Genomic DNA, 26,491 nt, shown 5'->3' on the forward strand with positions numbered 1-26,491 from the left:
ATTCCGATGCGCGGGTTTTTTGCGTGACTCTTAGATTTTACTCTCAGAGCTCTCAGAAATTGAGCTCAAGCCCATCTTCGCAGAAATCGAACTTGGCAGGCTCAGATTCACTGCCGTCCGCGTAGGTCGCCTTTACCCATTGACTGCAGTTTTCGCTATTTGTGCTCTGGTCCCATTCCAGATTAACGGTCTTGCCAGGTTTGATCCCGGAGCCAATCTCGAAATAACCCCAGTCCTTTTTATTTTCCGACACGAAAATCTTCGTGATGGTCGATGCGGTTGTATTGCTGGCTGTAAAAGAATATTCCTCAGCCTTAGCAGATGTGCTCACGCCAACGGCAGTAAGTGCAATGGCGAGAAAATGTAATCTTGCGTTGAACATGATTATTCGATCCTGAACGGTTCTGATGCAAGGTCATCATCTCCCATTACTGGCAATGTAAGTCCAACACATTTTTTGAAACGAACAGCCTTCCCGATCGCGGAATTATTATTTGGATAATACTTTCTTAGAATGCTCTTCCCGCGAACGCTCCGCATCAACAACCTTATCCATCTCAGTTTAAGACTTACCCAGATATCGCTCTGCGAATTCTGCAAACCACAGAATCGCAGATGGATCGCGCATCGCGCCTTGGCTGACGGCCTTTTCGATGCTTTCTCCCAGAAGGAGCTTTCTGATCGGAACTTCCATTTTCTTGTTTGTCAGCGTGTAGGGAATGGTTGGTACGGCAATGATTTTGTCTGGAACATGCCGGGGGCTGCGCTCGCTTCTCAGCCGCGTGTTGATGGCACGTGTCAAATCTGCGTCGAGCGTGATCCCCGGCGCAAGAGCCACGAATAACGGCATATAATAGCCACCATCCTTCGTTTCCACGCAGACGATGACACTGTCAGTAATCTCGGCCACACCATCGAGCGTACGGTAAATTTCGGCGGAACCGATGCGAACGCCGAAGCGATTGAGGGTCGCGTCGGAGCGGCCGTGCAGGTGGCAGCCGCCACGCGCATTGATGGTGAGGGAGTCACCATGGCGCCAGACACCGGGGAAGTGGTCGAAATAGGACTCACGATAACGTTTGAAATCCTCGTCACCCCACAAAAACAGCGGCATGGATGGCATGGGTTTGGTGATGACCAGTTCACCAGCCTCGCCAATGATTTCGCGCCCATCCTGATCGAAGGACTTGATATCGGCACCCAGCGTTCGTGCCTGAATCTCACCGGCATAAACGGGCAGCGTCGGGCTGCCACCCACCAACCCGCTGCAGAATTCCGTTCCGCCGGATTGCGATGTCACCCACAGATTTTGATCCAGCGCTTCGTAAAGCCAGGCAAATGTCTCGGGCGTCGCAGGCGAGCCGACAAGGAAGATGTTTTCCAGCCCCGGAAGATGGTATTTCTCCTTGGGAACGATGCCAAGTTTACGGGTATTGTCGATGAACGTCGGGCTTGTGCCGAATGACTGGACATTGGCCTTCTCCGCGAGCTTCCAGAGAAAGTCCGGTTCGGGATGAGCGGGGTGACCATCATAAAGCACGGCGGCAGCATTCATCAGCGGCGCCCACATCAGCGTATTCCACATCATCCACCCGGTGGTGGAGTAGAAATACATCGTCCTTCCGGGCTTCAGATTGAGGTGGAAGGCTGCGGATTTGTAATGCTCCAGAAGAATGCCAATATGCCCGTGAACAATCGGCTTCGGCAGACCCGTTGTGCCGGACGAGAAAAGTATCCAGAGAGGATGACGACCGTCCACATATTCATATCGGAAGTTGGCAGGATTGATAGGCGGGCTGTCCAGCAGATCATCGAGATGGACGACCTCGGCGCTGAGATCAGCGGGCGGCGCGTCTTCATTCAGGTAATTGAACCAGACAATTTTCTCGATGCTCGGCACGGACTGTACGATCTCGCGTATCTGCGTCCGGCGGTCAAAATCCTTGCCCGCGTAACGATAGCCATCGGCTGCGAAAAGCAGTTTCGGCGCGATCTGCCCGAAACGGTCAACGACGGTTTGCGTGCCAAACTCCGGTGCGGCAGCGGACCAGACCGCCCCTATCGCCGTTGTCGCCAACATGGCGATGACGGCTTCGGGAATGTTCGGCATATAGGCGACCACACGATCTCCAGCCCCTATGCCCATTGCGCGTAGCTGTTGGGCAAGGATACGCACCTTGCTACCCACTTCCTGCCAGGAAACGGAGGCGTAATCACGTATTTCCGAGCAGTGGTACAAAAACGGTCGGGATGAATCCCCGGAATTTTCATGCCGCAACACATGCTCGGCGTAATTGACGGTGGCACCGCGAAACCATTCGGCACCGGGCATTTCAAGTGAACTCAGCACGGTCTCGATGGGGCTGGGTGAATGGATCTCGAAATAGTCCCAGATCGATTTCCAAAAGCTGGGCAGGTCTTCGACCGACCATGCCCAGAGTGCCGCATAATCGGCAAAATCGAGCCCACGCTCTGATTTCAGCCAATGCATATAGGCCGCGATATTGGATCCATCCGCGAAATCTGCGGAAGGCGTCCAGAGTAATTGCCCCTCAGCAACCATAACCGATCTCCCTTTCAAGCCGGCATCGCCGGTTCTGGCCTAGGCCGCGTTCACAAGACCAGTTGCAAATAGGTCGGCGATTGAATCGAGCACAAAATGTGCGGCCTGATTTTCAGCCAGCGCGGCGAAGGCATCGTGCTTGGCAATACCCGTGGTGACACCGATACCGATGGCACCGGCTTTTCGAGCCATGGCAATCTCAAGGCTTGGGTCATCACCAACAACAGCAACTTCACCGGGTTCGATACCCATCTGCAAACATGCAAGGCGCAGGCCATGAAGCGACGGCTTGCCAAGAATGGTTGCCCTTGCCTTGGTGGTTGAGGTGATCATAGCAGCGATGGCTCCAGACACTCCCAGAATGCGACCACTGGCACCAGCAAAGAATGGCGCATCGGAAACGGTAAACAGCTTTGCCCCGCTCCAGACCGCATCGCAGGCTGCTTGAAGATCGGGCATGATGAACTCGGGATACCAGCCGATGAGAACGGCCTGAACCCCGCTTAAATCATCTCCCCGGCGCACGACGTCGATCCCTCTCTCAGTGAGGGAATGCGATACGCTATGCCCGCCCAGAACAAGGACTTTGGCTATTTTCTTTTTGACGAAGTAATCCGCAGCGACCACAGATGGCGTCAGAATGCTGCCTTCGGCAAAGTTGAAACCTGCCGCTGCGAGCAGATCGCGGTATTCCTGGGGCGTCTGGAAGGTGCCATTGGTAAAAGGCACCATGGGAATACCAAGCCTGTTCAACCGATCCACGACGGCAACCGCGCCATCGAACGGGTTGAAGCGGCCCTTCTTTTTGTCCATCAGGGCGAGCGTGCCATCAATATCGAGGATGAATCCCTTTGCAGACTGCACAGATGTCGGCACCGGACCCGAGCTTGAGCTGCTCATTTTTGCGCCCCCTGCAACTCCAGACGAACACCCTTGGTCTCGACCACGATCTGCCTGTAGTTCTTGCGCTTTGCCAGACCCCGCAGAAGCTCCAGCTGTGTGTTGCTTGCCGGATCGTAGGAACGCACCGCAGGGCCTGCCGCAATCATGGCATCCACCTGCTCGCCGGGCATCACTGCGCGCAGCAGAAATTCCTCGTCGCTGAGGTCTTTGCCAAAACGGGCGCGAAGCTCTGTCAGTGAGACCATTTGCGCTTCAGCCTCCAGTTCTTTCGCACGTCGACTGGACTTGATGCGATCTTCAACCTCAGGATCGAGCGGGCTGCCAGGCTTGCCGAAACGACCGCTCACATAGCGAATGACTTCATCCGGCACATTTTCATAACGTTTGCCGGACAGGACATTCATGACCGCCTGAGTGCCGACGACTTGCGAAAACGGTGTTACCATGATGGGATAGCCAAGCTCTGCGCGCACGCGCTCGGTCTCTTCAAGCACCTGCGGCAGCAGGTGCAAACGCTTTATTTCGCTGAGCTGCCTCTTCATGGTCCCAAGCATTCCACCCGGCATCTGATGCTTGAAATAGCTGGCATCAAATTCCTGCGGCACGCCGCATTCAAGACCTTCGGCATCAGCCAGCGCTTGAAAATAGGCACTCATTTGCGCCAGTGCCTCGTCATCCACATCCACAGAATGGCCCATGTGTCGAAGGTTCGCGACCACACGTTCCGCCGCAGGCTGGGATGTGCCGTTGGCTGCCGGGCCTGCCGCGACATGGAGTGCATTGATACCCATTTCCGCAGCCGCCAGATAGGAAAACGGTGCCAAGCCGATCGTGCAATGCGAGTGCAGCTCCAGCGGCATTTGCCCCTTCCCGGCCTGGATGGCAGGCAACAGGGTTCTCGCGCGCTCCGGCGTCAAAAGACCGCCAGGATCCTTCAGATACATGCGCGAGAATAACCCGGAGGCTGCCAGTTCGCTGGTTTTTCTCCCATAGTAAGCATCGTCGTGAAAGGGGCTGACCGTATAGGTCAGGGCCGCATTGCAGTCATCAATGCCTGACTTGCAGACAAGCTTTGCCATGGCGATCATTGCGGACGTGTCATTCATCGGGTCCATGATCGCAAAGCGGTCTATGCCGCAATTGATCAACAACTTGAACGCCAGTTGCATCAGTTCCTGGCTGGCGCTTTCCCACGAAATGAAGCGCATGCCGGTGGTCAGGAAGCTGAGTTTTGTGCTTGGCATCAGCTCTCGCATGACCCTGATGCGTTCCCAGGGATTTTCCTTCTGGAAGCGAACGGCAACGGCCATGTGGGTGGATGTGGTGAGATCGACAGCGGCAAAACCCACGCGCTCCATCACGGGTGCTATGGCCGCCTGCATCCCGGTCTTGAGCGCCGTCGCGCCCCAAAGGCTCTGATTGCCGTCCCGCACGGTCGTATCGACGAGTTCAACTTTGCTCATGTCAGCAATCCCGTCTCATTGTTTCAAGTGCCTGTGCCAGCTCGCCGGCATTGACAAGGTTTGTGAGGAAGTTGGTATCGATGGCACCTGCGGCGAAGGCCGGATGGGCCAGAACAACCTGATGGAGTTCCCGGTTTGTGTCGACGCCGTTCACCACCGCCGACTTCATGACGTCTTTCAGGGTGGCAATCGCCTCCTGCCTCGTGCGCCCCTTCGCGATCACCTTGGCAATCATCGAGTCGTAGTAGGGCACAACGAAAGACCCCGCCTGAACGAAGGTATCGACGCGAATATCAAGGCCCGCAGAAAACCAGACCTCCGTGATCCGTCCGGGACTGGGCTGAAAATCCCGGTCGATGGATTCTGCGTTCAACCGGCATTCGATGGCATACCCGTCGAACGTGATATCCTCTTGACCGAATCTCAGCGCGTTTCCGTCTGCAACCCGGATCTGCTCTTCAACCAGATCAAGCCCGGTAATGGCTTCAGTCACCGGATGCTCCACCTGAATGCGTGCATTCATCTCTAGGAAATAGAACTCTTCGCGTTCGCAATCGACCAGGAATTCTACAGTTCCGAGGCTCTTGTAGGCGAGATGTCGGCTGAACTTCAAAGCGGCTTCGTGGATCGCGTGGCGAAACTCATCGCTGAGATCAGGAGCAGGCGCTTCCTCTATGACTTTTTGATAACGCCGCTGGACCGAGCAATCGCGCTCACCGAGATGAATGACATTTTCGCCATCGCCCAGCACCTGAACTTCCACATGGCGCCCTGCCGCGACATAGCGCTCCAGATAAACGCGCCCGTCTCCAAAGGCTGCTGAGGCTTCGGCCATCGCCATATCGACCATCGCGCTGAGCTCGTCGGGCGTGTTGACACGCTTCATACCACGGCCGCCGCCGCCAGCCACGGCCTTGATCAGCAGAGGATAGCCTGTCGCAACGGCCATCGCCTTTGCCTCGTCAAGCGTTTCGACCGGCCCACCCGGAACGACGGGCACACCAGCGGCTTGCGCGTGAGCGCGTGCCTTCAACTTATCGCCCACAGCAAGGATCTGATCTGCGGTTGGCCCGATGAAGATGATCCCATTGTCGGCACAGGCCTCAGCGAGCCTCGCATTTTCCGACAGGAATCCGTAGCCTGGATGCACCGCGTCGCAACCCGTACCCGTTGCTGCGCTTACGATGGCTTCGATTTTGAGATAGCTCAGAGATGATGGTGCAGGACCGATGCAGACGGTTCTTGTTGCCAGCCGCGCGCCCAAGCTGTCGCGATCCGCTTCAGAAACCGCAATGACCGTCTCGATACCCAGCTTTCGGCAAGTCTGTATGATGCGAACAGCGATTTCCCCGCGGTTCGCAATAAGAATACGTTGAATGGTCATGGCTCACTCCGGCCGCAAGCGGAGAATTGTCTGTCCAAATTCTACCATGGTGCCATCGGCAACTGCGATTTCGACCGCAATACCCGACATTCCTGATGTCACCGGGTTCATCAGTTTCATGACCTCGATGATCCCCACCACCGTCTCAGATCCGATCTTCATTCCCGGTGTGACGAACGGTTCGGCACCGGGCTTCGGCGCACTGTAGAATATGCCGAGCATCGGCGCGGGCACGTTGATCACGTCGCCCGAAGCCAAACTCACCGGAGCCGCAATCGCCGCCTGGGTTTGTTCGGCCTTGCTGTCGGGAGTGGTAACGGCGACAGGCTTCTGGCTCTCTGCGGGTGGCTGGGAGGACACCGCGCCTTTGCGCCTTGCCGTGAGCTTCAGCCCTTCGGTCTCGATATGCAGCTCGTCAAAATCCGAACTGTCGAGTATCGCGAATATCTCCTGGACATCCGCCTTTGTAAGCTTTTCGGCCATTTCAACCTCGATCTGTCAATGCACGAAGTACGTGCGCAAGTGGGTTGGCTGCGGCCACGATTGGGCCTTTTTGCCTGTCGCGTCCGCTCCAGACCGTTTCCGGGCGGGATTGCAGCAGCATGATTTCACCGGTGTTCCGGCTGATGGCCCATTCGATATCCAGCGAGTGCCCGTAGTGCTTTTCCAGCAAACGTCCCGTACGTACGAGCGCGTGGAGCTCTTCATCGCTGACGCTTGCAGCCGTTTGCTCAGCCTCGGCAACGGCCACTTCCGTCATTTCCTGTCGGTCGTAATCGGGCACATGCTTGACGAGTTTGTGCGAGATGTTGCGCTGCGTGATTTCGCCGGTGATCTTGCTGATAACGAAACGGTCCGGCGTGACCTCACCGCTGACGACGGAAGAGCCCACACCCCAGGCCGCTTCGAGAACAATAACGGTCTTGTCGCCGGTCGTCGGGCTGCGCGTGAACATGACGCCTGCGGTGCGGGCATCCACCATGTCCTGCACCACGACAGCCATGGCGACGTCATCCTCAGGCAAATCAAGGCGCAGCCGGTAGGTCACGGATTCCACGCTGTAGAGGCTCGTCCAACAGCGCTTGACGTGGTCAATGACGAAATCGGCTCCTTTGATCCACAGATAGGTATCCTGAAGACCGGCAAAGCTTGCATCCGCATTGTCTTCAGACGTTGCGCTGGAGCGAACGGCTACGGGAGTGAGACCATCCTTTGGCGACAGCTGATGATAGGCCGTGCCGATTGCTTCCTGCAGGGCCGCAGGCAAAGGTGCTCTCAGCATTGCCGCCCGGATCGCATGGGTCGCGGCATCGATTTCATCGTGGCTCTTGTTCTTCAACTCGCTGATCCCTTGCCTGACCTTCCGGTCAGGGTCGAAGCTTTCCAGAAAGGCTTCAAAGGCACCTGTGGTGACGACAAACCCGAGTGGAACCTTGGCTCCGGCTTTCACAAGTTCGCCAAGGCTGGCGCCCTTACCGCCGACTGTCGGGCGATCTTCAACGCCGAGATCGGCAAACCAACGCGTCAAGGATTCAGAATGGACTGACATTGCACTCTTCCTCAATTGAGAATGGTCACGCGACCGGTACTGCCATCGACGCGAATGCGTTGGCCGTCCTTGATCCGCTTTGTTCCACTCCCCGTGCCGACGACAGCTGGCAAACCATATTCACGCGCCACGATGGCCGCATGCGACATGGTTCCGCCAATATCGGACACGGCTGCCTTGATGCGCCCGAAGATCGGCGCCCAACTCGGCGTTGTGACGGGACATACGAGTATGTCACCATCCTGCAGTTTGTTGATATCCGCGACCGACTGCATGACTCTTGCCGTGCCCTCGACAACGCCGGGCGAGGCACCAAATCCGGAAAGTTCCATGTCGGAGTCTGTGCGTGACAGCCATGCCTGAACTGTCTGCGTGGTTACACCCCAGAGCATCACCACCATCGGGTCATTGATCGCCTCGGGAATGGGGCCGAGAGCTTCCGGCGCATCCCAGTCAACCAGCTCAAGCATGCCTTGCTTGCGGGTTGCGATGATATCTGACCAACGCTCCCCGGCCGCGGGCTTACCGCCGACGCTCCAGGCAAGACGCAGGTCGGACAGCACTTCACGGATTTCTCCCCGATTGAGGTGGAAGATGTCCTCCTGATCCTGGATCAGATCGTTCTTGGCGAGCAAGGCACCGAATTCGCGGATCTTGTTAAAGAACACGTTGGTGAGCCAATGCTCGCAATAGAATTTGTGATCCTCCACATAGGGGAAAACCATATGTGCAAGCCCGAGCATCTGATCGAAGGTGCCGCGATCCTGATCCGTGTCGAGATAGCTTCGGTACTCGCCGATGATTTGCTCACGCTGAGCTTTCAGCTGCTCGGTTGGCCGCTCCAGAGAATGGCCCGCCTTTAATTGGGCGACATAATTTGCCAGTGCGGAGAAAGGAATGTGCAGGTCATCATTCCAGCTTCGATGATGATGATAGAAGCCATCGCCGCTTGAGGTGTTGAACCAGGGATCGCGGATCTCGTCATATTTCGTCAGCCATTGTGCACCAGCATCGCCGCGCTGTTTCATGGCAGCCAGGACTTCTTCCGGCGTGCAGCCGGATGCGAGCACATCATCAAGGCCCAACTGGACGCTGAGCCGCGCCAGTACCTTGAGTTCGTCGTCAGGCTTGAACATGAGGGAATCGACGCCGGTGACCATGTTTGCAATCGTCCGGTCTTCGATCTCCGGGAAGGCCTTCTTGCAGAATTCGAAAAAGGTCAAATAGGCGCCATATCCCAGGATCAGGAATTCCGAGTGGTACTGCCACATCATGAAATAGTCTTCGAGCGCCTTGTCGTAACTCTTCAGCAGCAAAGCGCCGTCGGAATAGCCTCGGCCGCCAAGCACGGACTCTGCATCGTCGAATTCATAAAGCCCCGGAACCTCAATCGCCGCCATGGCCGCGATCAGGTCTTTCATCCGCGTATGCCATTCGCCGTACAGTCGTTCCCAGTTACCGAAATAAAAGAAGGCACGCTTTTCAAACTCACCAACGCGTCGACCAATTTCTTCCGGATCGGTGACAGAGTTCGCCGATATGTAAATACGGCCATTGACGATGCGGTGCTCGATGCCCTTGGACGTGGGAATGGCAAACATGCGCGTTGTCATCGCGCCAAGACCCGAATAGGCTCCTTCAGCGGTGATCGCATCAAAGGCGGGCATCGGCTCTGGGAAATGCATCTTGTTGTAGAACCAGAAGCGTTCGTCATCACCGGCACGGAAGCTGGTGAAATACGGATACATGCCGTCCACCTTCTCAGCGCCCTTGGCGCTTCCGATCTGCGACGGTAGTGGAAAAATAGATGAAGTCGGGTTCATGTGTCAGAAATCCTCCCAATCTGACGGCGGAGTTTTGCGAAACCTCTCTTTCGGTTCCGGGCTGCGCAACTCCTTGCGCACAGCCTGAAGTGCAGGCCGGTACGAGCCTCCTCGCTCTACCGGTAGTCTCTAAAATCCCTTTTGGGTCAATTGCTTACAAATCAGTCCGCTTTTTGATCGAGCGGTTTTCGTTTGTGTTGGTAATCTACGCAGGCAATAAAATGCGATCAATCGCGACAAGCGAAGGTTTCACCAGGTGAAACCTGAGGACCATCGGACTGGCACAATTCAGCCCTGTAGCCTGAGCGCGACAGTCCGGGCCGCCTCCTGCAGCGCGGGCAAATGTGCATCGACGATCTGTCTGCGGTTCGCGACCTTTTGAATCCATGTCAGATTGATGCAGCCGAACACGCGCTCGCCAGACATGATCGGCACCGCAATGGAATCGCGGCCGTCATCGCTTTGTCGCCGGGGAATATCGAAGTCGCCACCGAAGCGTGGATCTCTGGTTCCGTATCCCAAGGCTTTTGTCTCTGCCAGAACCTTCTCGACCCATGCAGTATTCCGCGCGTTCATGTTTCCGATCCGTTGGCTGTGACGAAGACGGGTCAGGATCGCAGCCTTTTCGGTCTCGGGACAATGGGCAAGATAGGCCTTACCGGTCGCCGACATCAGCATATTGACCTGAAACCCAACGGGTCCCAGCGGGATATGGTGAAAGTAGGACTTGGGCGAGTTGGTTTCGATGACCTCCATATGGTCGAGTCGGGCAACAGCCAGAATGGAGGGCCAGTCGATCCGGCTGGTCAAATCAGCCAGAACGGGCGAGGAAACCTCGACCAGATGCGACACATCATCGAGATACCGCGCCCGCTGCTGCAATGAATAACTGGCGAGATATGCCTTATCGATGATTCGCTGCCAAACCAGACCTTCTTCCTGAAAGGTGAGAAGAATACGCAGCAGCGTCGCTTTCGCCAGACCGGTCTCCCGATGAATATCAGCAAGACTCATACCGCCCGATGCCTGAAGCAGTTGGAGAACCTCAATTCCGCGCGCCAATGCCCGGATGGATTTTACTCCCTGCTTTTCCATCTTAGGTCAGCACCGCCTGATAAGACCGCATGTTTTTACCTACCCCAACAAACAAGAGCTGTTTATTGGGGTCGATCAATGGAATGTGGCAATCGTTCATGTTGGTTGTTTGCATTCTGATGGCCACCTCGGAACCTGCTAAACTGCTGCGACCGTTCGTTGTCTCTGCTTCTGCTTGGATAGCTCTCGCTGGACCAACAGCATCAATATGATTGATACGGTCGAGACACCAAGCGCCGCCCAGCCGATGGCCCCGAAGCCTATGGTCGCCACGATGCTCCCGCCCAAGGCTGGACCGATGGCTGAACCTGTCATCATCATGGCAGGCGTTGCGGCAACGGAACGCCCCGAAGGATCGATCTGTGACAGCAGACCAAAAAAGAAGGTGTGTGTGAAGATGGTGACTGCGGGAAAAAGCAGTACGGCTGCACCGAAAGGCAGGAAGGCGGGCGAATTTTTCATGACCAGAGCGACAATCGCCTGAAGAAACGGACCAATCATGACAACGGCAATCGCTGGCAAGCGTTTTTGCAGCAGAGCCGACAAAAGACCCGGGAGAAGATTGACGAAGCCGAGCACGACAAAAACCATCTGGACCTGTCCGGCATCAAAGGAGCGCATGGCACCGACACGCTCTGCAAAGGCAAAAACCATTGACTGGTTGAGCATGAGGCACATGACCGACCCCATAATCAGAAACACGATTTTGGGTGTGGGTGCGCGGTCGGCTTTCTGAATGCCGACGAGTGGTTCCGTCTGGGCTACGCTCTGCGGAAAGAAGAACAGCGCCGCAACAGCCGCCACCGCCATAACACTCGCGAAGCCCACGAAGACGGTTTGCCCGCCGTGCTGCGCGATCTGCCCCGGCATGACGGCGAACATGAAGATCACCAGAAAGCCGATGACTGCGTTGGCAAGGCCAAAATGCCGGTGTGGATTGCTCGTGCGGCCCATACTGCCATGGACCATCGACAGCCCGGATCCCGTGCACAAACCGGCTATCGCATGGATGAAAAGCAGAGCGTTCAAACTATCCGGGGCGACGGAAAGGCGCGAGGCATAGATGAAGCAGATCGCCGAGGCGCCGAAGCCCCCGACGGCTATCCAGCGCTGCGGCAACTGATGAAACCTCGGTGCCAGAATCGCGCTTGCAACAACGATCCCCGCGAGGAACAGGGACACGGTCATACCTGCCTGCTCAGGCGCAAGATGATAGAGCGCCATCAAGGCCCCGAGCCATAGCGGCAGAGCCGCCAGGTCGATCGTTCCGGCAGCATGCCCTACGTAGAGAGCGGCAATGCCGCGAAAGCTGTCTTTTCTCACCAATTTTTCCTCCTCCAAATGATAAACCACCGCCTCCCAGCGATGGGCCAATACTCCCCTAGAAAACCCAACCTTCGTCTGAGACCGATTTCGGAACCACGCTTTATGCAGCGTGCAGCAACGCAAAAGCCCCCCGGGCAGTGCATCGGATCGGTAAAGCAGCCCGAAGGCCTTGAAACGGGTTGTGGCGAACGCGCGGCTCAGCGCATGCGGATCATCTCGATCCACGTCCGCCCTGCTTTCAAGCGCGTCATTTTCTTAAACACGGGTGGCCTCCACCCAAATCAGGCACTTCGAAAAATGTTTCGATCAACATGCTGAAATCGCAGCCTGTGTGCCGCCCTCCCACGTGTTTCCCGGGTCTTTCTCCTGCTCCTCGAAGAGCTAAGCAGGTTTTATGACATGATAGAAATCGATTGTTTTTATGGGAGCCATCCATACTATGGATGGAATTGCACCGACTGGGGAGGAGGAGAATGCGGTTCCAAGGCCTTGATCTGAACCTGCTGGTCGCACTCGATGAACTTCTCACGGAACGCAATCTCACGGTCGCAGCGAGAAAACTCAACCTCAGCCAGCCCGCCATGAGTGCGGCACTGTCACGGCTGCGCGCCTATTTTGGGGATGAGTTGTTCACCATGCAGGGGCGCCGCATGGTTCCCACACCCTTTTCCGAAACCATCGCGACACCCATTCGCGGCGCCTTGATGCAGATAAGGGATATGCTGGCATCCCGTGAGCTATTCGATCCCTCGCTATCGGAAAGATGTTTCCGCGTTGCTGTGTCCGATTATGCGATGCTCATGCTGTTTTGCCGCGTTGTGGCGCGCATCAGCAAGATCGCGCCACGCATCACCTTCGACCTCGTTTCATTCGATGACAATCCTGATGAACTCCTCCGCCGCGGCGATGTCGACTTCCTGATCTTTCCGGATGTGTTCCTCTCCTCTGCCTCTCCGAAGTCACCGCTTTTTGAAGATCGATTGGTGGCCGTCGCCTGCCAGACCAACACGGAAATCGACGATTCTCTGTCCTTTGACCAGTTCATGTCCATGGGTCATGTCGCAACGCAATTCGGAAGATCGCACAAGCGCTCTATCGAAGCCTTCCTGATGCTCGAACATGGCTTGCAGCGGCGGATCGAGGTGGCGGTGCCAAATTTCGCGCTGATTTCGCACTTCGTTGTGGGAACGAACCGTATCGGGACAATGTGCGAGCGCCTGGCGGTGCAAGCGGCCGAAACATTGCCGTTGAAGATACTGGAATTTCCGATACCGCTCCAACGGTTTACGGAGTCAATCCAGTGGTCGGGGAGCGGGACAAACGACCCGGCTGCCGAATGGGTGCGCAACATCGTGATCGATGAGGCCAACCTGGCAATGTCGCCTTTCGTGCCCGGATTGCGACCCGAGACGCACTGAGTAACCTCGCGCACCACACGACCTCAGACCACGTCGAATCTACGTAGCTGTCGAAGAGCTGGCGGTCTGAACGCAACCGCTGAAATTGCCAGACAATCTGCAACTGTGAACCGAATACCTCACCGTATCGCCCGCCGATGGTGGGTGACGCGACTTTTTGACGTTTTAAAAAGCGACCGTTGACATTTGGAAACCAAGGTGTTTTCTAATTGCTTGTGCCAGTCGTGCGGTGAGGAGATCGCCCAGGGGGCAGACATTCACAACGGGAGAAGACCATGTACGAAGATCTTGAGTTTGAATTGGCCGATGTCACATTGCGTGGCCGCCTTTACCTGCCTGAAAATACAAAAGGCCCTCTTCCGGTCGTTATCGCGCATTCGGGAATTGGCAGCGTGGCTGAAGGTATTTACCGCGAGGCCCCATATTATACCGATGCCGGGCTCGCCGTTCTGTTCTACGACCACCGCCACTACGGCCTCAGCGGCGGCGAACCCCGTCAGCTCGCTGATCCATGGCAGTTCGGTCGCGATCTGCGCCACGTCATCACTCACCTTTCAGCACGCGCCGATATCGATGAAACTCGCATCGGACTGTGGGGAATAAGCCTTGGCGGTCAGATTTCCCTGTTCGTTGCGGGAACGGATCGTCGTGTCAGTGCTGTCGTTTCTCTTGTTCCGCCGGTTTCAGGCTATTCAGCACGCACACTTTTTGCTGCAGATGAGCTGAAGCAGCTGGAAGATGCTGTCTATGCTGACCGCGAAGCGCAATTCCGAGGAGCGGCGCCCGTCAGAATCACGGTGTCCGGCGAACAGACTCCTGACGGTCCTCCCGTCATGTTCACCAATCCTGAAGGCATCAAATTCACCAAGCACTATCAGGATATTCCAAGTTTCCAGAATGAACTGGCCATCGCCTCTTTTGACTGCCTGTTCGAAATGGAAACACCGGCCTATGCCGCGCGCATCACAGCACCGCTATTGCTCATTCTGGCATCAGAAGACACGGTCGCGCCGGTCGACGATGCGCGCAAGCTGTTCGAAATGGTGACCTCCGACAAGGAGCTTGTGGAGTATCCCGGCCAGCACTACGGCATTCTTGTCGAGCATTATCCCGAGATTATGGACCGTTGCATCAAGTGGCTCGTCAAGAAGCTCGGTGCCGCTGGCTCGTCTAACTAAACCGCGACATCGCAATAACGGCCCCTGCCAAGTGGCGGGGGCCGAACGCTGCTCTCGACTAACGAGAAGCAGCGCGGCTGCGCGAGCCGCTTTCAAAGCCAGCATCGGGCCTTACCCGACTTGCGATCAAGTGTCTCGCAGACCCAAACCACCGGCCATCATGGCGACAGCCGCCGCCGCTCGCCGCGCGGTTTCTTCTCTCTGCAACTCCGCAGCCTTGTCCGGAAAACCCAGATAGCGAACGAGAGCATCGCCCAGCGTTGCTCCCAAGAGCAGGTCCGCAACAGAGTGCGGCGTGCCAGTGATCGATATCTGCTTGCGCCCGATCAGAAGTTCGAGGCGGCCCGCAACAAGATCTGTCATCACGTCATAGGCGTTCTCGAAGAAATCGTGGGTCACGTCTGGCAAGCTTCGAGCTTCCGCTATGGCAAGCCGCGCCAAGGCGATCCGTCGCGGTTCAAGAATGAAATGCGCGATGAATGTCAAAGTGTCACACAAGATGCGACGGGGGTCATCCTCATCAGCGATCGACGGCAGATCAGGCACGCCGTCGCGAAAATTGACCACAGCGGTAAAAATTTCGCGCTTGTCGGGAAAAGCCTCATAAAGTGTCCGCTTCGACATGCCGGCGCACTGCGCAATGCGCACCATCGACGTATTTTCGTATCCCAGCTCTATAAACAATGTTTCAGCGCAAGCGAGAATGCGTGCGCGACGCTCATGTGGCGTCAAAACAAGAGGGCGACCCGCGCGCGGAGCTGGACTGTTGGCTTTAGTGCATACCATCACCAACGGAATGCCCATTTATGCCCCAAGACGCAACAATTTTTGTATGTTTCGGCACGCTAGGCAATACACCGCCGTCACCATGGGCGCGGTCAAGAGTGGCCTTTGCCACGGCCGTCTGCCCTATCACCTTATCATGCATGAACTGGAGCAGGGCACCATCGTGCGCCTGCATTTGGCTGAAGTGGGCGAACGGCTCGTTCCACTCGGGCCGGTGATGGACATTTCCTCCCTGCGACCAACGCCTGTAGACGTGCTGGCTAACCTGATCCGCGACTCAGGGTGAGTGTTGTCTCCTCGCATCTGTTGCACCATAAGCTTTCAGGCACCCAGAAAGCTTCGGATTTCGCTCGCCACAGCCTCGCTTGCGTCGATCATGGGAAGATGCCCCGCCTTTGGGACCGTTACGAAGCGGCTGTCTCGGATATGCTCTGCCATCTGCCGCACGAGTGAAGGCGGCGTTGAAATATCCTCCGCTCCCGCCAGCAGCAGCACCGGCAGATCCAGTCGGTGGATCGATGCCGTCAGGTCCGCATCGCGCAAGGCCGCGCAGGTGGCGATATAGCCTTCTTTCGGCGTCGCCTGAAGCATCCGCTTCCAACCCTGCCAGGCATCTGGCCACTCGTCAGCGAAGGATGGCGGGAACCAGCGGGCAAGGAAACTGTCGGCATGCGCCTCAAGCCCGTCTGCCTCGACAGTTGCGATGCGGGCAGCCCAGAGGTCGGCGTTGCCGATGCGGGGCGCGGTATCGAACAGCATGAGATGCGAGACGCGCGCCGCATCTTTCAGCGCCGCATCCATGGCAATAAGGCCGCCGACAGAGACGCCGCAAAGTGCTGTTCTTTCCCAACCGAGCAAGTCCATCAACGCCAGGAGATCGCCGGAGAGATCGTCTAGCCTGTAGGGAGCGACGACGTTTTGTGAGAGGCCATGGCCGCGTTGGTCAAAAAACAGCATCTCGAAATCATCGCGCAGGATCTGCTCGACAGCACCCCAGATGCGCATGTCTGAACCGAGCGAGTTCGTAAAGGCAATCCGAGGTTTGCCAGCGCGCCCACCGATCCGGTAATGCAGTATGACGCCGGAAGAAGAGAGAAATGGCATCATTGAACTCCCAGGTGACGCTCCAGCAGGTCGCCCTGCCCGGCCAGTTCCGCAGGCGTTCCGGCAAATACCAGCTTACCCTTGGACATGATGATCATTCGGTCGGCAACTCGGCTGAGGTTTTTCACATCCTTGTCGACCACGACGGTCGCGATCCCTTCGGATCGGATGATTCCCAGCGTCTTCCAGATTTCCTGGGCAACGAGCGGTGCAAGGCCTTCGGTTGCCTCATCGATGAGCAACAGATCAGGATTTGTCATCAGAGCGCGCCCGATTGTCAGCATCTGCTGCTCGCCGCCGGACAATTGATGACCGCCATGCCCACGCCGCTGCGCGAGCCTCGGAAAGACGGAAAGAACCCGGTCTAACGTCCATTGGCGCTTGCCCGTGGGACCCGGCCGCGCTGCCATGACCAGATTTTCGATAACCGAAAGCGAGCCGAAAACGCCGCGACCTTCCGGAACGATAGCAACGCCTGCCTGCGCGATATGCTCCGGCAATCGCCCACGGATGCTCTTGCCGTTGAGAGCGACCTCCCCCGCCACTTTAGGCAAGGCACCCACCAGCGACCGCAGGAAAGAGGTCTTGCCCATGCCGTTTCGCCCGAGAAGAGCGATCTGCTCGCCCGGGCTGATCTGCAGGTCAATCCCATGCAGCACTTGGCTTGCACCATAAAAGCCTTGAAGGCCCTCGACTGTCAGAAGTGTCATGCGGCGTCCTCCGTTTCTCCCAGATAGGCGGCGCGCACTCTGGCATCGCGGCGCACCTCTTCAACCGCACCGGATGCGATAACCTTCCCGTCCGCCATCACGGTCAGCCTGTCGGCGATGGCAAAAACGATATCCATGTCGTGCTCGACGAGAAGAATGCCCCGCCCGACAGCCAGTCCACGGATCACGTCTGCCATACGCTTGGCCTCGGAATGCCCCATACCGGCCAAAGGCTCATCGAGAAGCAGCACTCTGGGCTTCGTCGCAAGCACCATCGCGACCTCCAGCTGCCGTTGTTCGCCATGGCTCATCTGGCGCGCAACAGTCGCGGCCCGGTCCGTCAGACCGGTTTCCTGCAGGGCAGCCAGTGCCGCTTCTTCCGTCTCCATCTCGACCAACGTGACGCGCCGCATCGCGAGCGTGTTGTGCCTTGCGCTTTGTGCGGCGAGGCGAACATTGTCGAGAACGGTGCGTTCATGAAAGATGGTCGTCTTCTGATAGGAGCGCCCGATACCGGCGCGGCAGCGGCGGTGGGGGGCCTCCCCTGTCACGTCCTTTCCCTCGAGAAGAACGCGTCCAGCGCTGACCGAAAGATCGCCCGACAACAGGTTGATCAGCGACGACTTGCCAGCCCCGTTGGGTCCGATAACGGCATGTATTTCATCTTGACGCAGGCTGAGTGAAACATCACAGACGGCGAGCAGGCCGCCGAAGCGTTTGCTCAATCCCTCAACAACGAGCAGATCTTTGGTCATTGCTTGCCTCCCACAACAATTGGCTGCGTCACAGGCTCTGCGCGACGAAACAAGCCCTGCGGCCACATCATGCGCAGAATGTCCTGAAGACCGCCCGGCAGGAACAGGACGAGCGCCACGATCACGACTCCATAGACCAGCTTCCATTGCTCTCCCAGATAGACCTTCAGAATGTCCTCCAGCATGACCAGGCCGACGGCACCGAAGAGCGGGCCAGTCACCTTGCGGCTACCGCCGAGAACCACCATGACCAGTGCAACAGCCGACATGTGCCATCCCAGCATCTGCGGCGCGACAAAGCCGAACTGTGCAGTGGACATGTAACCGGCAAGCCCGGCCATGACGGCTGAGATGATGAAGGCGACGAGACGGACGGCAAACACCGGAATGCCGAGTGACATGGCCCGCCTTTCATTGTCACGGGCAGCCGTGAGCGAATCTCCAAAAGGGCTCGCAAGCAGATGAGTGATCAACGCCCAGGACAAGGCGCAGCAGACAAGCGCCACTATGTAGAAAGTGAGCGGGTTTTCAAGATCAATGGAAAGACCGCCCAGCGTCAGCAGCGGCTTTACATAGAGGAAGATGCCGTCCGAACCACCGCCGATGGAGGTGTCATGAAACAGGAAAAACAACATTTCCCCGAAGGCCAGCGTGACCATGATGAAGTAGATGCCGCGCGTGCGCAGCGAAAGCGCACCGATGACAGCCGCCACAAGGGCGACCACGACAAGCGCGATGAAAAGCGTCCAGACAAGGTTGGGCGCCTCATATTCCGGCGTTACCAGCACCAGCACGTAGCCCGCTAGCCCGAAGAAGGCCGCATGACAGAGGCTGACCATGCCGCCAAAGCCGACATTCAGGTTGAGCGACATTGCGAGGATGCCGAGCAGCATCACCTTGGCGGTAAACTGCAGATAATAGTCACCGACCATCAGCGGCAGAAACAGAGCTGCAGCAAACATCGCCGCCATCGGCGCGCTGTTCTTTGAAAACAAGGGCATCATGATCAGATCTCCCGCTTGCCCATGATGCCGGTGGGCCGCCAGAGCAGCACAAGAGCCATGAGCAGATAGATGAGGACACCGGTAAATTCCGGCAGGAAGACTTTCCCGAAGGTGTCGATTAGGCCGATCAATAGCGCCCCGATGGCTGCACCGGGAACGGACCCCACGCCACCCAGCACGACCACCACGAAGGACAGGATCAGCATACTGTCACCCATGCCCGGAAAGACGGTAGAGACTGGCGCAATGACAGCACCGGCAAGCGCCGCCAGCGCGATGCCAACGGCAAACACCAGCCGGTTGACCTTGTCGAAGGGAATGCCGAGCGCCCGCGTCATGTCCCGGTTTTCCGCCCCCGCGCGAACGATCATGCCGATCCGCGTGCGGTTGATGACGAAGAAGATCGCGGCAGCGACCACAAGGCAAAAGCCGATCAGGGCCAAACGGTAATGCGGATAGGATTGCATGTCCGTCACCTGAACCGCTCCGGACAACCATTCCGGCAAGGCGAGAGATTGCACATCGCGACCGAACAGGATCTGGCGCACCTTGTCCAGCACGAGGATGAGACCAAAACTCAGGAGAACCTGTGAAAGATGGTCGCGCCCATAGAGGCGCTTGATGAACAGGCTTTCCAGCACCATGCCGACAAGAAAGCTGACCACGAAAGCCGCGACAATGCCGAGGAACAGATTGCCAGTCACCATGGTGAACCACCAGGCCAGATAGGCACCCAGCATGTAGAATGCGCCATGGGCGAGATTGATGACACCGAGAATGCCGAAAACCAGCGTCAGCCCGCTGGCAACCAGAAACAGCACGAGCCCGTATTGCACGGCATTTAAAAGCTGGATGGCGAAAGTCGCGATATCCATGATCGTCTCCGAACGTTCGGGAAAGCGGGGCAGTGAACTGCCCCGCGGCAAAAATCAGGTCATCTTGCAGCCGCGAGCCGGGTCCTTGACCGCTTCGCCCGCCACCGACACCAGCACGTTCTTGCCCCCGCGCACTTCGCGCAGATAGATGTTCTGGATCGGGTTGTGGGCCGCCGAAAAGCTCATCGGGCCGCGCGGACTGTTGAGCTTTGCGCCCTGCATTGCGGCAAACATCGCGTCGCGTGCGCCAGTGTCGCCCTTTGTGGCCGCAAGCCCCACATCCAGCAGTGCCGCCGCATCAAAACCCTGCACCGCATAGATGTCGCCAGTCTGGCCGGTCTTCTTTGCAAAATCGTCCAGGAATGTCTTGTTTGCAGGATTATCGAGATTATCGGCATAATGCAGCGTCGTGCGAATGCCCTCGGCTGCCGCCCCTTGCGCTGGCAATGTACCGTCGGTGAGGAAACCGGTTCCATAAAGCGGGATCTTGCCCTGCAAACCGGCGGCTGCGTAATCGGTCACGAACTTCACCGCGCCGCCTCCGGCAAAAAAGGCGTAGACGGCATCCGGCTTCAGCTGTGCGATGCGCGTGATCAGCGCCTGGAATTCCACTTCCGGGAAGGGAAGCGTCAGTTCCTCCACCACCTTGCCGCCAGCACTGGTGAAACCCTCGGCGAAGCCCTTTGCCATCTGCATGCCCGCAGCATAGCGCCATGTGATGCTGACCACATTTCGATGGCCCGCATCAAACATGACCTTACCCATGGGATGTGACACCTGCCAGCTGGAGAAGGATGTGCGGAATATGTTGGCAGCGCAGAGCGGGCCGGTTGCTTCATCGGCGCCTGCATTGGGGATGATGAGCGGCACACCCGTATCGCGGGCCACCTTCACCATGGCCATCGCAACGCCGGAATGCACCGTGCCAACAACGAAGTCCACCTTGTCGCGCCCCACCAGCCGGTTCATGTTGTCAGTGGCTGTTTCCGGCTTCGATTCATCGTCCAGACGAATGAATTCGACCGGCCTGCCGCCCAGCATGCCGCCCTTTTGCTCGACATAGAGGCTGAAGCCGTTGTCGACGAATTGGCCGAGCTTGGCGAAGGTGCCGCTTGATGGCAGCATCAGGCCGATCCTGAGGGGCGTGGACTGGGCAATGGCTGGCCTCGGCAGGCCGAAGGCAAGGCTTGCTGCACCGGCAGCGGATGCGGTAAACAGACTGCGGCGGCTGATTTGGTATTTCGGAACACCCTTATCATGTGTCATTTTTGCTCCTCCTATTATGGGTTATCGACGGGGGTCTTCTCCTCAAGACACCCCGGCGGCATTGCTGATTGGCACTGTCAGTCCTGTTTTCTGAAATCTTGACGTCTCGACCGCGGTTCACGCGGTCGCATCAGGTTTTAGCCACTATCCCCGCCGCCAACGGGCAACACCGTGCCCGTGAGGTAAGAGGATTCGCCCGACGCCATGAACAGGATGGCATTCGCTTGTTCCTCGAGCGTCCCGTATCGCTTCATGAAACTGCTTTGCTTGGTCTGCGCCACCACCTCGGCCATCCAGCGGCGTTCGTCCTCGCTCTGTTCATTCGGGTTGCGCGGGACTTTGCGCGGCGGCGCTTCCGTGCCACCGGGCGCGACCGCATTGACACGAATTCCGCGCGTGGCATTTTCCATGGCAAGCGCGACGGTCATCGCGTTGACGGCACCTTTCGCCGCCGAATAGGGCACGCGATTGATGCCACGCGTGGCAATCGACGACACGTTGACGATAACGCCCTGCTGCGCGGCAATCATGGATGGCAGCACAGCGCGGCAGCACCAGAGTGTCGGAAAGAGCGAGCGGTTGATCTCAGCCATGATCTGCTCCGCCCCGAAGACTTCAAAGGGCTGCATCCAGATGGTGCCGCCGACATTATTGACCAGAATGTCGATACGGCCCGCCTGCTCAAGAGCCTTGGCGATGGCATGGCTCGCGCCTTCCCAGCTTTCCAGATCCGCGGTGATGGCATGGGCCGATCCGCCCTGTGCAGCGATCTCTGCCGCAACCTCGTTGACAAGTTCCGAGCGATCGATAAGAGCGACCGTCGCGCCCTCGCCTGCGGCACGCAGCGCAACCTCCCGCCCAATGCCTTGAGCGGCACCAGTCACCACCAACACCTTGCCGGTAAAGCGTTCGCGGCTCATTGCACTGCCTCCGCAGGATTGAACTTCTCGTAGTGGAAGACAGCGGGCGTTACCCCGATGGTGCTGAAGTGCCTACGTACCGCTTCCACCATTGGCGGCGGGCCGCAGAGATAAACGTCGCATTCGCCACCATTGAGATCGACGGCCCCGAAATGGTCGGTGACGAAGCCCTTGAGCGGCGCCTGGCTTTCCGGATCGGAAATGCAGACATCATAGGTAAAACCGGGCAGCTTGGCCCGCAGCGCTTCCAGGCGTGGCACCTCGACCAGATCCACATCACGCGTCACGCCATAGATCAGGCGGACGGCTTGCGGCTGCTCGTCGCGCTCTGAAAGATGTTCGAGCATGGCAAGGAACGGTGCAAGCCCGGTTCCACCCGCCAGAAACAGCGCCGGACGCCGCAGTTCACGCAGGTAAAAAGCACCGGATGGCCCCTTCAATGTCAGCCTATCGCCGGGTTTCGCCTTGGTGGAGAGATAGGTGGACATCAGCCCGCCCGGGATGTTGCGCACCAGAAAGTCCACCCGCCCGTCATTGACCATGGACGAGAAGGAATAGGCACGACTGGCATCAGAACCCGGCACCGAGACCTGCACATATTGGCCGGGCAGGAAACCCAGCGCATCAGGATCATCCAGCGCGAGCGAAAAGCCGAGGGTCGTTTGAGACAGCGGGCGCACTTCGACGAGGCTTGCGCCATATTCCGCCGGACCGCTCTTGCACATGGCAGAGGTGGCTGGCACCGAGACGACGCAATCGCTGCTGGGGCGCATCTGGCAGCTTAGGGCAAAGCCCTGACCACGCTCATCATCCGACAGCGCATCCTCGATGTAATCACCAAGCTCGAAGGAACCGGCCTCCACCTTGCACTTGCACGTGCCGCAAACACCATCGCGACAGTCCATCGGAATGTTCAAACGGGCACGGTAGGCTGCATCCACCAGAACCTCGTTTGCGCCACACTCAATAAAACGGGTGACACCGTCCTCGAAGTTCAAAGCTACTCTCGGCATGATCTGTTCTTCCGCTCAGACGTGGTAAATGTCGATGACGTGGTGGATGTAATCGTTGACGAGAACGATTTTCTTGGATGCGATCAGCATCTGGCCACCGGATACATCGAGCGTGTAGAAATTCGTCCCGTAGTGGGTGTCGGTGGTCTTGTAGCGAAAGTTCTGCGTCATCCAGTTGAAGCGGATCTCAAGCTTTTCCGGCGTCTGCGACAGGATCTCGACATTGGAAATGTGGTGCAGCGTGCGCGGCTCCGGCAGGCTGGTGGCGCTGGACCGGTCGGTGCGGATGCGGAAGATGCGATCTTCCAGCCCCTGCTTGCTCGGATAGTACATCAGCGAGATTTCGGTCTGCGGATTTTCCGTCAACCGGTCGTCATCATCCCAGGCTGGCATCCAGAAATCGACATGCGGCGCATAGAGCGCAAGCCAGCTGTCCCAGTCACGGTCGTCGAGATAACGCGCCTCGCGATACAGGAAATCTTCCACCTCTTGGCGGGATATCGTCATGGTTCCTCCTCAGGCTGCACCAAGGCAGCCTTTCCCGTTGAGGCGGGCAGCGCCCTCCCGGCCCGCCCGCACCTCATCATGTCTTGAATTGCCTATGCGATGCTCAGAGTGTCGGGTCGCGCCCGATCGCCTTTTGCAGCGCCTGTTTCCAATAGCTGTGCTGGACGACGAACAAGCCTTCATCCTCGGTCTTTACGCCAGAAAGCAGCGGCTGAAGCCCGATGGCGGCAGCGCCCTCATCGGGGCCTTCGATCCAGTGCGCGGCACCACGGCTCAGGTCGTTCCATTCCGCATGGCGCGCCTGATAGCCGATCTGGCAGGAACGGAATTCCTCCAGATCATCGGGTGTCGCCATGCCGCTGGCATTGAAGAAATCCTCATACTGGCGAATGCGGCGCGCGCGTGCCTCAGCGCTCTCGCCCTTCGGTGCAATGCAGTAGATCGTCACCTCGGTTTGATCCACGGCAATCGGCCGGTACATACGGATCTGCGAGGAGAACTGGTCCATCAGGTAGACATTGGGGTAAAGGCAGAGATTGCGCGAACGATCGATCATCCAGTCAGCCCAGGCCTGACCGAACTGCTCCGTCAGTGCCCCGCGCTTTTCCGCCAGCGGCCGGTCTTCCGGGTTTGCCCAGCGGGTCCAGAGCAACAGATGTCCGTGCTCGAAGGAATAGAAACCGCCGCCCTGCTTGGCCCAGCCACCGGCATCCATGGCGCGGGTCACATCCTGCCCATTGGCCGCGGCAATCGCTTCCTTGCGGTGTTGCGTGGTGGCAGCATAGTTCCAGTGCACGGAGGAAACGTGATAGCCATCGGCACCGTTTTCCGTCTGCAGTTTCCAGTTGCCGTCATAGACATAGGTTGAGCTGCCGCGCAGGATTTCCAGCCCATCGGGCGACTGGTCCACCACCATGTCGATGATTTTGCGCGCCTCACCCAGATGGTCTTCCAGCGACAGCACGTCGGCGTTGAGGCTGCCGAACAGAAAACCGCGATAGCTTTCAAACCGGGCGACCTTGGTCAGATCGTGCGAACCGTTCTTGTTGAACTGCTCGGGATAACCAGCGCCATTCGGATCCTTGGCCTTCAGCAGCTTGCCCGTATTTGAGAAGGACCAGCCGTGGAAGGGGCAGGTATAGGTGGACTTGTTGCCACGCTTGTGGCGGCAAACCATCGCGCCGCGATGGGAGCAGGCATTGAGGAAACAGTGCATCTCGCCGTTCTTGTCGCGTGAGATGACAATTGGCTGACGCCCGATATAGCCGGTGAGGTAATCATTCGGGTTGGGGATCTGGCTCTCATGCGCCAGATAGACCCAGTTGCCCTCCCAGATATGCTTCATCTCCAGCTCGAAGAGTTCCGGATCGGTGAAGATATCGCGGCGGCAGCGATAGGTACCGGTCTCAGCATCATCGACCACGGCTGCTTCAAGCTTATTCTCGATGTAGGGATCGACTGTCACGTCAAGCATGCTTTTCTCCTCCTAAACGGGGTGCGGCAAAGCCCCCACCCCTTCCAGTGACCAGACAGACAGGACGCTTACGCAGCCTGCGCCCGTTCGCGATCAACGATGGTGCCGACGACACCTTCGACGGCGGGCATCAGCACGAAGTCGAATTCAATCGTGGCGAATGGCTCCTGAACCTGGTTGTCGGCCATCGCCTTGGGATCGCTTACCCGCTCAACCGGCGGGATCAGATCGTCACGCGTGCCGAAGGCGAAATCGTCGAACAGATAGGGGTCGCCCTCGATGTTGATCTGTGTCGTGAGGTGACGGTGACCGGGCGCTTCCACGAAGAAGTGGATGTGGGCCGGCCGGTTGCCGTGGCGCCCGATGGCGAACAGCAGCTTTTCGGTGTTGCCGCCCGGAGGCGTCGAATAACCGCTTGGCATGATGGAGCGGAAGCGATATCGTCCCTCGTCATCAGTGACGATCCGGCGGCGCAGGTTGTATGGTGCCTGCTGTGGATCGAAGTGCGAATAGTTGCCACGCGTGTCGGCGTGCCAAACATCGACCACGGCACCGGCCACCGGCTTACCATTCTGGTCGCGCACCTGACCGTTCATAAACAGGACTTCGCCCTTGTCCGAACCGTCGTCGAGACGCGCAAAGTGCTGACACAGAGGCGCACCGGCGATGTAGAGCGGGCCTTCGATGGTGCGGGGCGTGCCGCCCGCGAGACCGGCGCGACGCTCTTCCTCGTCAAGACGCAAGTCGAGGAAATGTTCAAGACCGATGCCGGGCGCAATCAGGCCGAGCTCGTTGCTGCGACCTGCGGCTCCGATATAGGCGACCGCGCTCCAGACCTCGTTCATGCTGATATCCAGATCATCGATTGCCTGGAAGAGATCCGCCAACAGGCGGTTCATGATTTCCTTCAAACGGCCATCGCCGCCTTCCTCGTCAATCCCGCTTGCCCGCCGTGCGAGCGCCGCGATGACTTCCCTTTCGATCAGACCCTTTGCCATGACATCCTCCTTTGGCATGTGCGACCTCGGGAGGTCGCGATTGATGGGTTCGAAAACCGTCCCTCCCGAACGGTTCAGGTATTTCAGCTGTCGTCGTCGCGGATCGACGAGGGATGCCGGCACAGCGGCGTCACCTTGATTTCCATGAACGGAAACAGCGGCAGATTGAACAGGATGTCATGCAAGGCCTGCGGGCTTGCGACATCGAAAATACTCACATTGGCGAAGCGACCAGCGATGCGCCACAGGTGCCGCCACTCACCCGACCGCTGCAGTTCATGCGCCTGCGCTTTTTCGTTTGCCTTCAGGCGCGCGACTTCGTCTGCAGGAATGTCGTGCGGAATATTGACGGTCATTTCGACGTGAAAAAGCATGAT

The 26,491-nt window shown here is 57.8% G+C and carries 26 protein-coding genes; 3 read left to right on the forward strand and 23 right to left on the reverse strand.

Annotated elements, in window-relative coordinates:
* Positions 1–52 precede the first annotated feature (52 nt).
* The 10 genes from IFT53_RS11860 to IFT53_RS11905 all read right to left on the reverse strand — a co-directional run bounded on the left by IFT53_RS11860 (position 53) and on the right by IFT53_RS11905 (position 12,103).
* Positions 53–382, reverse strand: coding sequence for a hypothetical protein (locus IFT53_RS11860; RefSeq protein ID WP_052496892.1), 330 nt, complete (start codon positions 380–382; stop codon positions 53–55).
* A gap of 180 nt (positions 383–562) precedes the next feature.
* Positions 563–2,563 carry an acetoacetate--CoA ligase gene (locus IFT53_RS11865; RefSeq protein ID WP_192064871.1) on the reverse strand — a complete coding sequence of 667 codons (2,001 nt, stop codon included), beginning with the start codon at positions 2,561–2,563 and terminating at the stop codon, positions 563–565.
* Between the two features lie 39 nt (positions 2,564–2,602).
* Positions 2,603–3,463, reverse strand: coding sequence for an HAD-IIA family hydrolase (locus IFT53_RS11870; protein WP_192064872.1), 861 nt, complete (start codon positions 3,461–3,463; stop codon positions 2,603–2,605).
* Positions 3,460–4,929, reverse strand: a complete 1,470-nt coding sequence (locus IFT53_RS11875) for a biotin carboxyl carrier protein (RefSeq protein WP_192064873.1) — start codon at positions 4,927–4,929, stop codon at positions 3,460–3,462. Before IFT53_RS11875 ends, IFT53_RS11870 begins: the two co-directional genes overlap by 4 nt.
* A gap of 1 nt (position 4,930) precedes the next feature.
* Positions 4,931–6,313, reverse strand: a complete 1,383-nt coding sequence (locus IFT53_RS11880) for an acetyl-CoA carboxylase biotin carboxylase subunit (protein ID WP_192064874.1) — start codon at positions 6,311–6,313, stop codon at positions 4,931–4,933.
* A gap of 3 nt (positions 6,314–6,316) precedes the next feature.
* Positions 6,317–6,796, reverse strand: a complete 480-nt coding sequence (locus tag IFT53_RS11885; protein WP_192064875.1) for an acetyl-CoA carboxylase biotin carboxyl carrier protein — start codon at positions 6,794–6,796, stop codon at positions 6,317–6,319.
* A 1-nt stretch (position 6,797) separates the two neighbouring features.
* Positions 6,798–7,862, reverse strand: a complete 1,065-nt coding sequence (locus IFT53_RS11890) for a PEP/pyruvate-binding domain-containing protein (protein ID WP_192064876.1) — start codon at positions 7,860–7,862, stop codon at positions 6,798–6,800.
* Between the two features lie 11 nt (positions 7,863–7,873).
* Positions 7,874–9,685: a PEP-utilizing enzyme gene (locus IFT53_RS11895; RefSeq protein WP_192064877.1), complete on the reverse strand. Its 1,812-nt coding sequence runs from the start codon at positions 9,683–9,685 to the stop codon at positions 7,874–7,876.
* 288 nt (positions 9,686–9,973) lie between these two features.
* Positions 9,974–10,780: a helix-turn-helix domain-containing protein gene (locus IFT53_RS11900; RefSeq protein ID WP_192064878.1), complete on the reverse strand. Its 807-nt coding sequence runs from the start codon at positions 10,778–10,780 to the stop codon at positions 9,974–9,976.
* 138 nt (positions 10,781–10,918) lie between these two features.
* A complete protein-coding gene (locus IFT53_RS11905) occupies positions 10,919–12,103 on the reverse strand; it encodes an MFS transporter (protein WP_192064879.1) in 1,185 nt (394 codons plus the stop codon).
* 476 nt (positions 12,104–12,579) lie between these two features.
* On the opposite strand from IFT53_RS11905, the gene IFT53_RS11910 reads away from it, so the two are divergent.
* Together IFT53_RS11910 and IFT53_RS11915 are read left to right on the forward strand one after the other, a co-directional pair.
* Positions 12,580–13,524, forward strand: a complete 945-nt coding sequence (locus tag IFT53_RS11910) for a LysR family transcriptional regulator (protein ID WP_192064880.1) — start codon at positions 12,580–12,582, stop codon at positions 13,522–13,524.
* Positions 13,525–13,799: 275 nt separating this feature from the next.
* Positions 13,800–14,702, forward strand: a complete 903-nt coding sequence (locus tag IFT53_RS11915) for an alpha/beta hydrolase (RefSeq protein ID WP_192064881.1) — start codon at positions 13,800–13,802, stop codon at positions 14,700–14,702.
* A 126-nt stretch (positions 14,703–14,828) separates the two neighbouring features.
* Here IFT53_RS11915 and IFT53_RS11920 read toward each other — a convergent pair whose 3' ends face one another.
* Positions 14,829–15,506, reverse strand: a complete 678-nt coding sequence (locus tag IFT53_RS11920) for a TetR/AcrR family transcriptional regulator (protein WP_342365804.1) — start codon at positions 15,504–15,506, stop codon at positions 14,829–14,831.
* A gap of 28 nt (positions 15,507–15,534) precedes the next feature.
* Between IFT53_RS11920 and IFT53_RS11925 the strand changes: the two genes are divergently transcribed.
* Complete coding sequence (locus tag IFT53_RS11925) at positions 15,535–15,774, forward strand: hypothetical protein (RefSeq protein ID WP_192064883.1); 240 nt, start codon at positions 15,535–15,537, stop codon at positions 15,772–15,774.
* Positions 15,775–15,809: 35 nt separating this feature from the next.
* Here the strand turns inward: IFT53_RS11925 and pcaD are convergent, their stop codons facing one another.
* The 12 genes from pcaD to catC all read right to left on the reverse strand — a co-directional run bounded on the left by pcaD (position 15,810) and on the right by catC (position 26,488).
* Positions 15,810–16,592 (reverse strand): 3-oxoadipate enol-lactonase, encoded by a 783-nt coding sequence (pcaD, locus tag IFT53_RS11930; protein WP_192064884.1) that lies wholly within the window; start codon positions 16,590–16,592, stop codon positions 15,810–15,812.
* Positions 16,592–17,302 carry an ABC transporter ATP-binding protein gene (locus IFT53_RS11935; RefSeq protein WP_042618925.1) on the reverse strand — a complete coding sequence of 237 codons (711 nt, stop codon included), beginning with the start codon at positions 17,300–17,302 and terminating at the stop codon, positions 16,592–16,594. Before IFT53_RS11935 ends, pcaD begins: the two co-directional genes overlap by 1 nt.
* Complete coding sequence (locus IFT53_RS11940) at positions 17,299–18,057, reverse strand: ABC transporter ATP-binding protein (protein WP_192064885.1); 759 nt, start codon at positions 18,055–18,057, stop codon at positions 17,299–17,301. Before IFT53_RS11940 ends, IFT53_RS11935 begins: the two co-directional genes overlap by 4 nt.
* Positions 18,054–19,061 (reverse strand): branched-chain amino acid ABC transporter permease, encoded by a 1,008-nt coding sequence (locus IFT53_RS11945; RefSeq protein WP_192064886.1) that lies wholly within the window; start codon positions 19,059–19,061, stop codon positions 18,054–18,056. The genes IFT53_RS11940 and IFT53_RS11945 overlap by 4 nt, the downstream gene beginning before the upstream one ends.
* Before the next feature lie 2 nt (positions 19,062–19,063).
* Positions 19,064–19,936, reverse strand: coding sequence for a branched-chain amino acid ABC transporter permease (locus IFT53_RS11950; RefSeq protein ID WP_192064887.1), 873 nt, complete (start codon positions 19,934–19,936; stop codon positions 19,064–19,066).
* 54 nt (positions 19,937–19,990) lie between these two features.
* Positions 19,991–21,202, reverse strand: a complete 1,212-nt coding sequence (locus IFT53_RS11955; protein WP_192064888.1) for an ABC transporter substrate-binding protein — start codon at positions 21,200–21,202, stop codon at positions 19,991–19,993.
* A gap of 137 nt (positions 21,203–21,339) precedes the next feature.
* The gene (benD, locus tag IFT53_RS11960; protein WP_192064889.1) at positions 21,340–22,122 is read right to left on the reverse strand and encodes a benzoate diol dehydrogenase BenD; all 783 of its coding nucleotides are present in this window, start codon (positions 22,120–22,122) and stop codon (positions 21,340–21,342) included.
* Positions 22,119–23,135 (reverse strand): benzoate 1,2-dioxygenase electron transfer component BenC, encoded by a 1,017-nt coding sequence (gene benC / locus IFT53_RS11965; protein ID WP_197980214.1) that lies wholly within the window; start codon positions 23,133–23,135, stop codon positions 22,119–22,121. Before benC ends, benD begins: the two co-directional genes overlap by 4 nt.
* Before the next feature lie 15 nt (positions 23,136–23,150).
* Complete coding sequence (benB, locus tag IFT53_RS11970) at positions 23,151–23,642, reverse strand: benzoate 1,2-dioxygenase small subunit (protein ID WP_042618918.1); 492 nt, start codon at positions 23,640–23,642, stop codon at positions 23,151–23,153.
* A 103-nt stretch (positions 23,643–23,745) separates the two neighbouring features.
* On the reverse strand, positions 23,746–25,116 hold the full coding sequence (gene benA, locus IFT53_RS11975) for a benzoate 1,2-dioxygenase large subunit (protein WP_192064890.1): 1,371 nt from the start codon (positions 25,114–25,116) through the stop codon (positions 23,746–23,748).
* Positions 25,117–25,184: 68 nt separating this feature from the next.
* The gene (gene catA / locus IFT53_RS11980) at positions 25,185–26,114 is read right to left on the reverse strand and encodes a catechol 1,2-dioxygenase (protein WP_042618916.1); all 930 of its coding nucleotides are present in this window, start codon (positions 26,112–26,114) and stop codon (positions 25,185–25,187) included.
* Positions 26,115–26,197: 83 nt separating this feature from the next.
* Positions 26,198–26,488, reverse strand: coding sequence for a muconolactone Delta-isomerase (gene catC / locus IFT53_RS11985; protein ID WP_042618915.1), 291 nt, complete (start codon positions 26,486–26,488; stop codon positions 26,198–26,200).
* Between the last annotated feature and the right edge of the window lie 3 nt (positions 26,489–26,491).

Origin of the sequence: Rhizobium sp. CFBP 13644, assembly GCF_014842165.1 — a bacterium.
Classification (GTDB): Bacteria; Pseudomonadota; Alphaproteobacteria; order Rhizobiales; family Rhizobiaceae; genus Agrobacterium; species Agrobacterium tumefaciens_C.

What these genes read in the sequence shown, in the direction of transcription:
- IFT53_RS11860 (WP_052496892.1), bottom strand. Translation starts at nt 382, where the DNA reads ATGTTCAACGCAAGATTACATTTTCTCGCCATTGCACTTACTGCCGTT.
- IFT53_RS11865 (WP_192064871.1), bottom strand. Translation starts at nt 2,563, where the DNA reads ATGGTTGCTGAGGGGCAATTACTCTGGACGCCTTCCGCAGATTTCGCG.
- IFT53_RS11870 (WP_192064872.1), bottom strand. Translation starts at nt 3,463, where the DNA reads ATGAGCAGCTCAAGCTCGGGTCCGGTGCCGACATCTGTGCAGTCTGCA.
- IFT53_RS11875 (WP_192064873.1), bottom strand. Translation starts at nt 4,929, where the DNA reads ATGAGCAAAGTTGAACTCGTCGATACGACCGTGCGGGACGGCAATCAG.
- IFT53_RS11880 (WP_192064874.1), bottom strand. Translation starts at nt 6,313, where the DNA reads ATGACCATTCAACGTATTCTTATTGCGAACCGCGGGGAAATCGCTGTT.
- IFT53_RS11885 (WP_192064875.1), bottom strand. Translation starts at nt 6,796, where the DNA reads ATGGCCGAAAAGCTTACAAAGGCGGATGTCCAGGAGATATTCGCGATA.
- IFT53_RS11890 (WP_192064876.1), bottom strand. Translation starts at nt 7,862, where the DNA reads ATGTCAGTCCATTCTGAATCCTTGACGCGTTGGTTTGCCGATCTCGGC.
- IFT53_RS11895 (WP_192064877.1), bottom strand. Translation starts at nt 9,685, where the DNA reads ATGAACCCGACTTCATCTATTTTTCCACTACCGTCGCAGATCGGAAGC.
- IFT53_RS11900 (WP_192064878.1), bottom strand. Translation starts at nt 10,780, where the DNA reads ATGGAAAAGCAGGGAGTAAAATCCATCCGGGCATTGGCGCGCGGAATT.
- IFT53_RS11910 (WP_192064880.1), top strand. Translation starts at nt 12,580, where the DNA reads ATGCGGTTCCAAGGCCTTGATCTGAACCTGCTGGTCGCACTCGATGAA.
- IFT53_RS11915 (WP_192064881.1), top strand. Translation starts at nt 13,800, where the DNA reads ATGTACGAAGATCTTGAGTTTGAATTGGCCGATGTCACATTGCGTGGC.
- IFT53_RS11920 (WP_342365804.1), bottom strand. Translation starts at nt 15,506, where the DNA reads ATGGGCATTCCGTTGGTGATGGTATGCACTAAAGCCAACAGTCCAGCT.
- IFT53_RS11925 (WP_192064883.1), top strand. Translation starts at nt 15,535, where the DNA reads ATGTTTCGGCACGCTAGGCAATACACCGCCGTCACCATGGGCGCGGTC.
- pcaD (WP_192064884.1), bottom strand. Translation starts at nt 16,592, where the DNA reads ATGCCATTTCTCTCTTCTTCCGGCGTCATACTGCATTACCGGATCGGT.
- IFT53_RS11935 (WP_042618925.1), bottom strand. Translation starts at nt 17,302, where the DNA reads ATGACACTTCTGACAGTCGAGGGCCTTCAAGGCTTTTATGGTGCAAGC.
- IFT53_RS11940 (WP_192064885.1), bottom strand. Translation starts at nt 18,057, where the DNA reads ATGACCAAAGATCTGCTCGTTGTTGAGGGATTGAGCAAACGCTTCGGC.
- IFT53_RS11945 (WP_192064886.1), bottom strand. Translation starts at nt 19,061, where the DNA reads ATGATGCCCTTGTTTTCAAAGAACAGCGCGCCGATGGCGGCGATGTTT.
- IFT53_RS11950 (WP_192064887.1), bottom strand. Translation starts at nt 19,936, where the DNA reads ATGGATATCGCGACTTTCGCCATCCAGCTTTTAAATGCCGTGCAATAC.
- IFT53_RS11955 (WP_192064888.1), bottom strand. Translation starts at nt 21,202, where the DNA reads ATGACACATGATAAGGGTGTTCCGAAATACCAAATCAGCCGCCGCAGT.
- benD (WP_192064889.1), bottom strand. Translation starts at nt 22,122, where the DNA reads ATGAGCCGCGAACGCTTTACCGGCAAGGTGTTGGTGGTGACTGGTGCC.
- benC (WP_197980214.1), bottom strand. Translation starts at nt 23,135, where the DNA reads ATGCCGAGAGTAGCTTTGAACTTCGAGGACGGTGTCACCCGTTTTATT.
- benB (WP_042618918.1), bottom strand. Translation starts at nt 23,642, where the DNA reads ATGACGATATCCCGCCAAGAGGTGGAAGATTTCCTGTATCGCGAGGCG.
- benA (WP_192064890.1), bottom strand. Translation starts at nt 25,116, where the DNA reads ATGCTTGACGTGACAGTCGATCCCTACATCGAGAATAAGCTTGAAGCA.
- catA (WP_042618916.1), bottom strand. Translation starts at nt 26,114, where the DNA reads ATGGCAAAGGGTCTGATCGAAAGGGAAGTCATCGCGGCGCTCGCACGG.
- catC (WP_042618915.1), bottom strand. Translation starts at nt 26,488, where the DNA reads ATGCTTTTTCACGTCGAAATGACCGTCAATATTCCGCACGACATTCCT.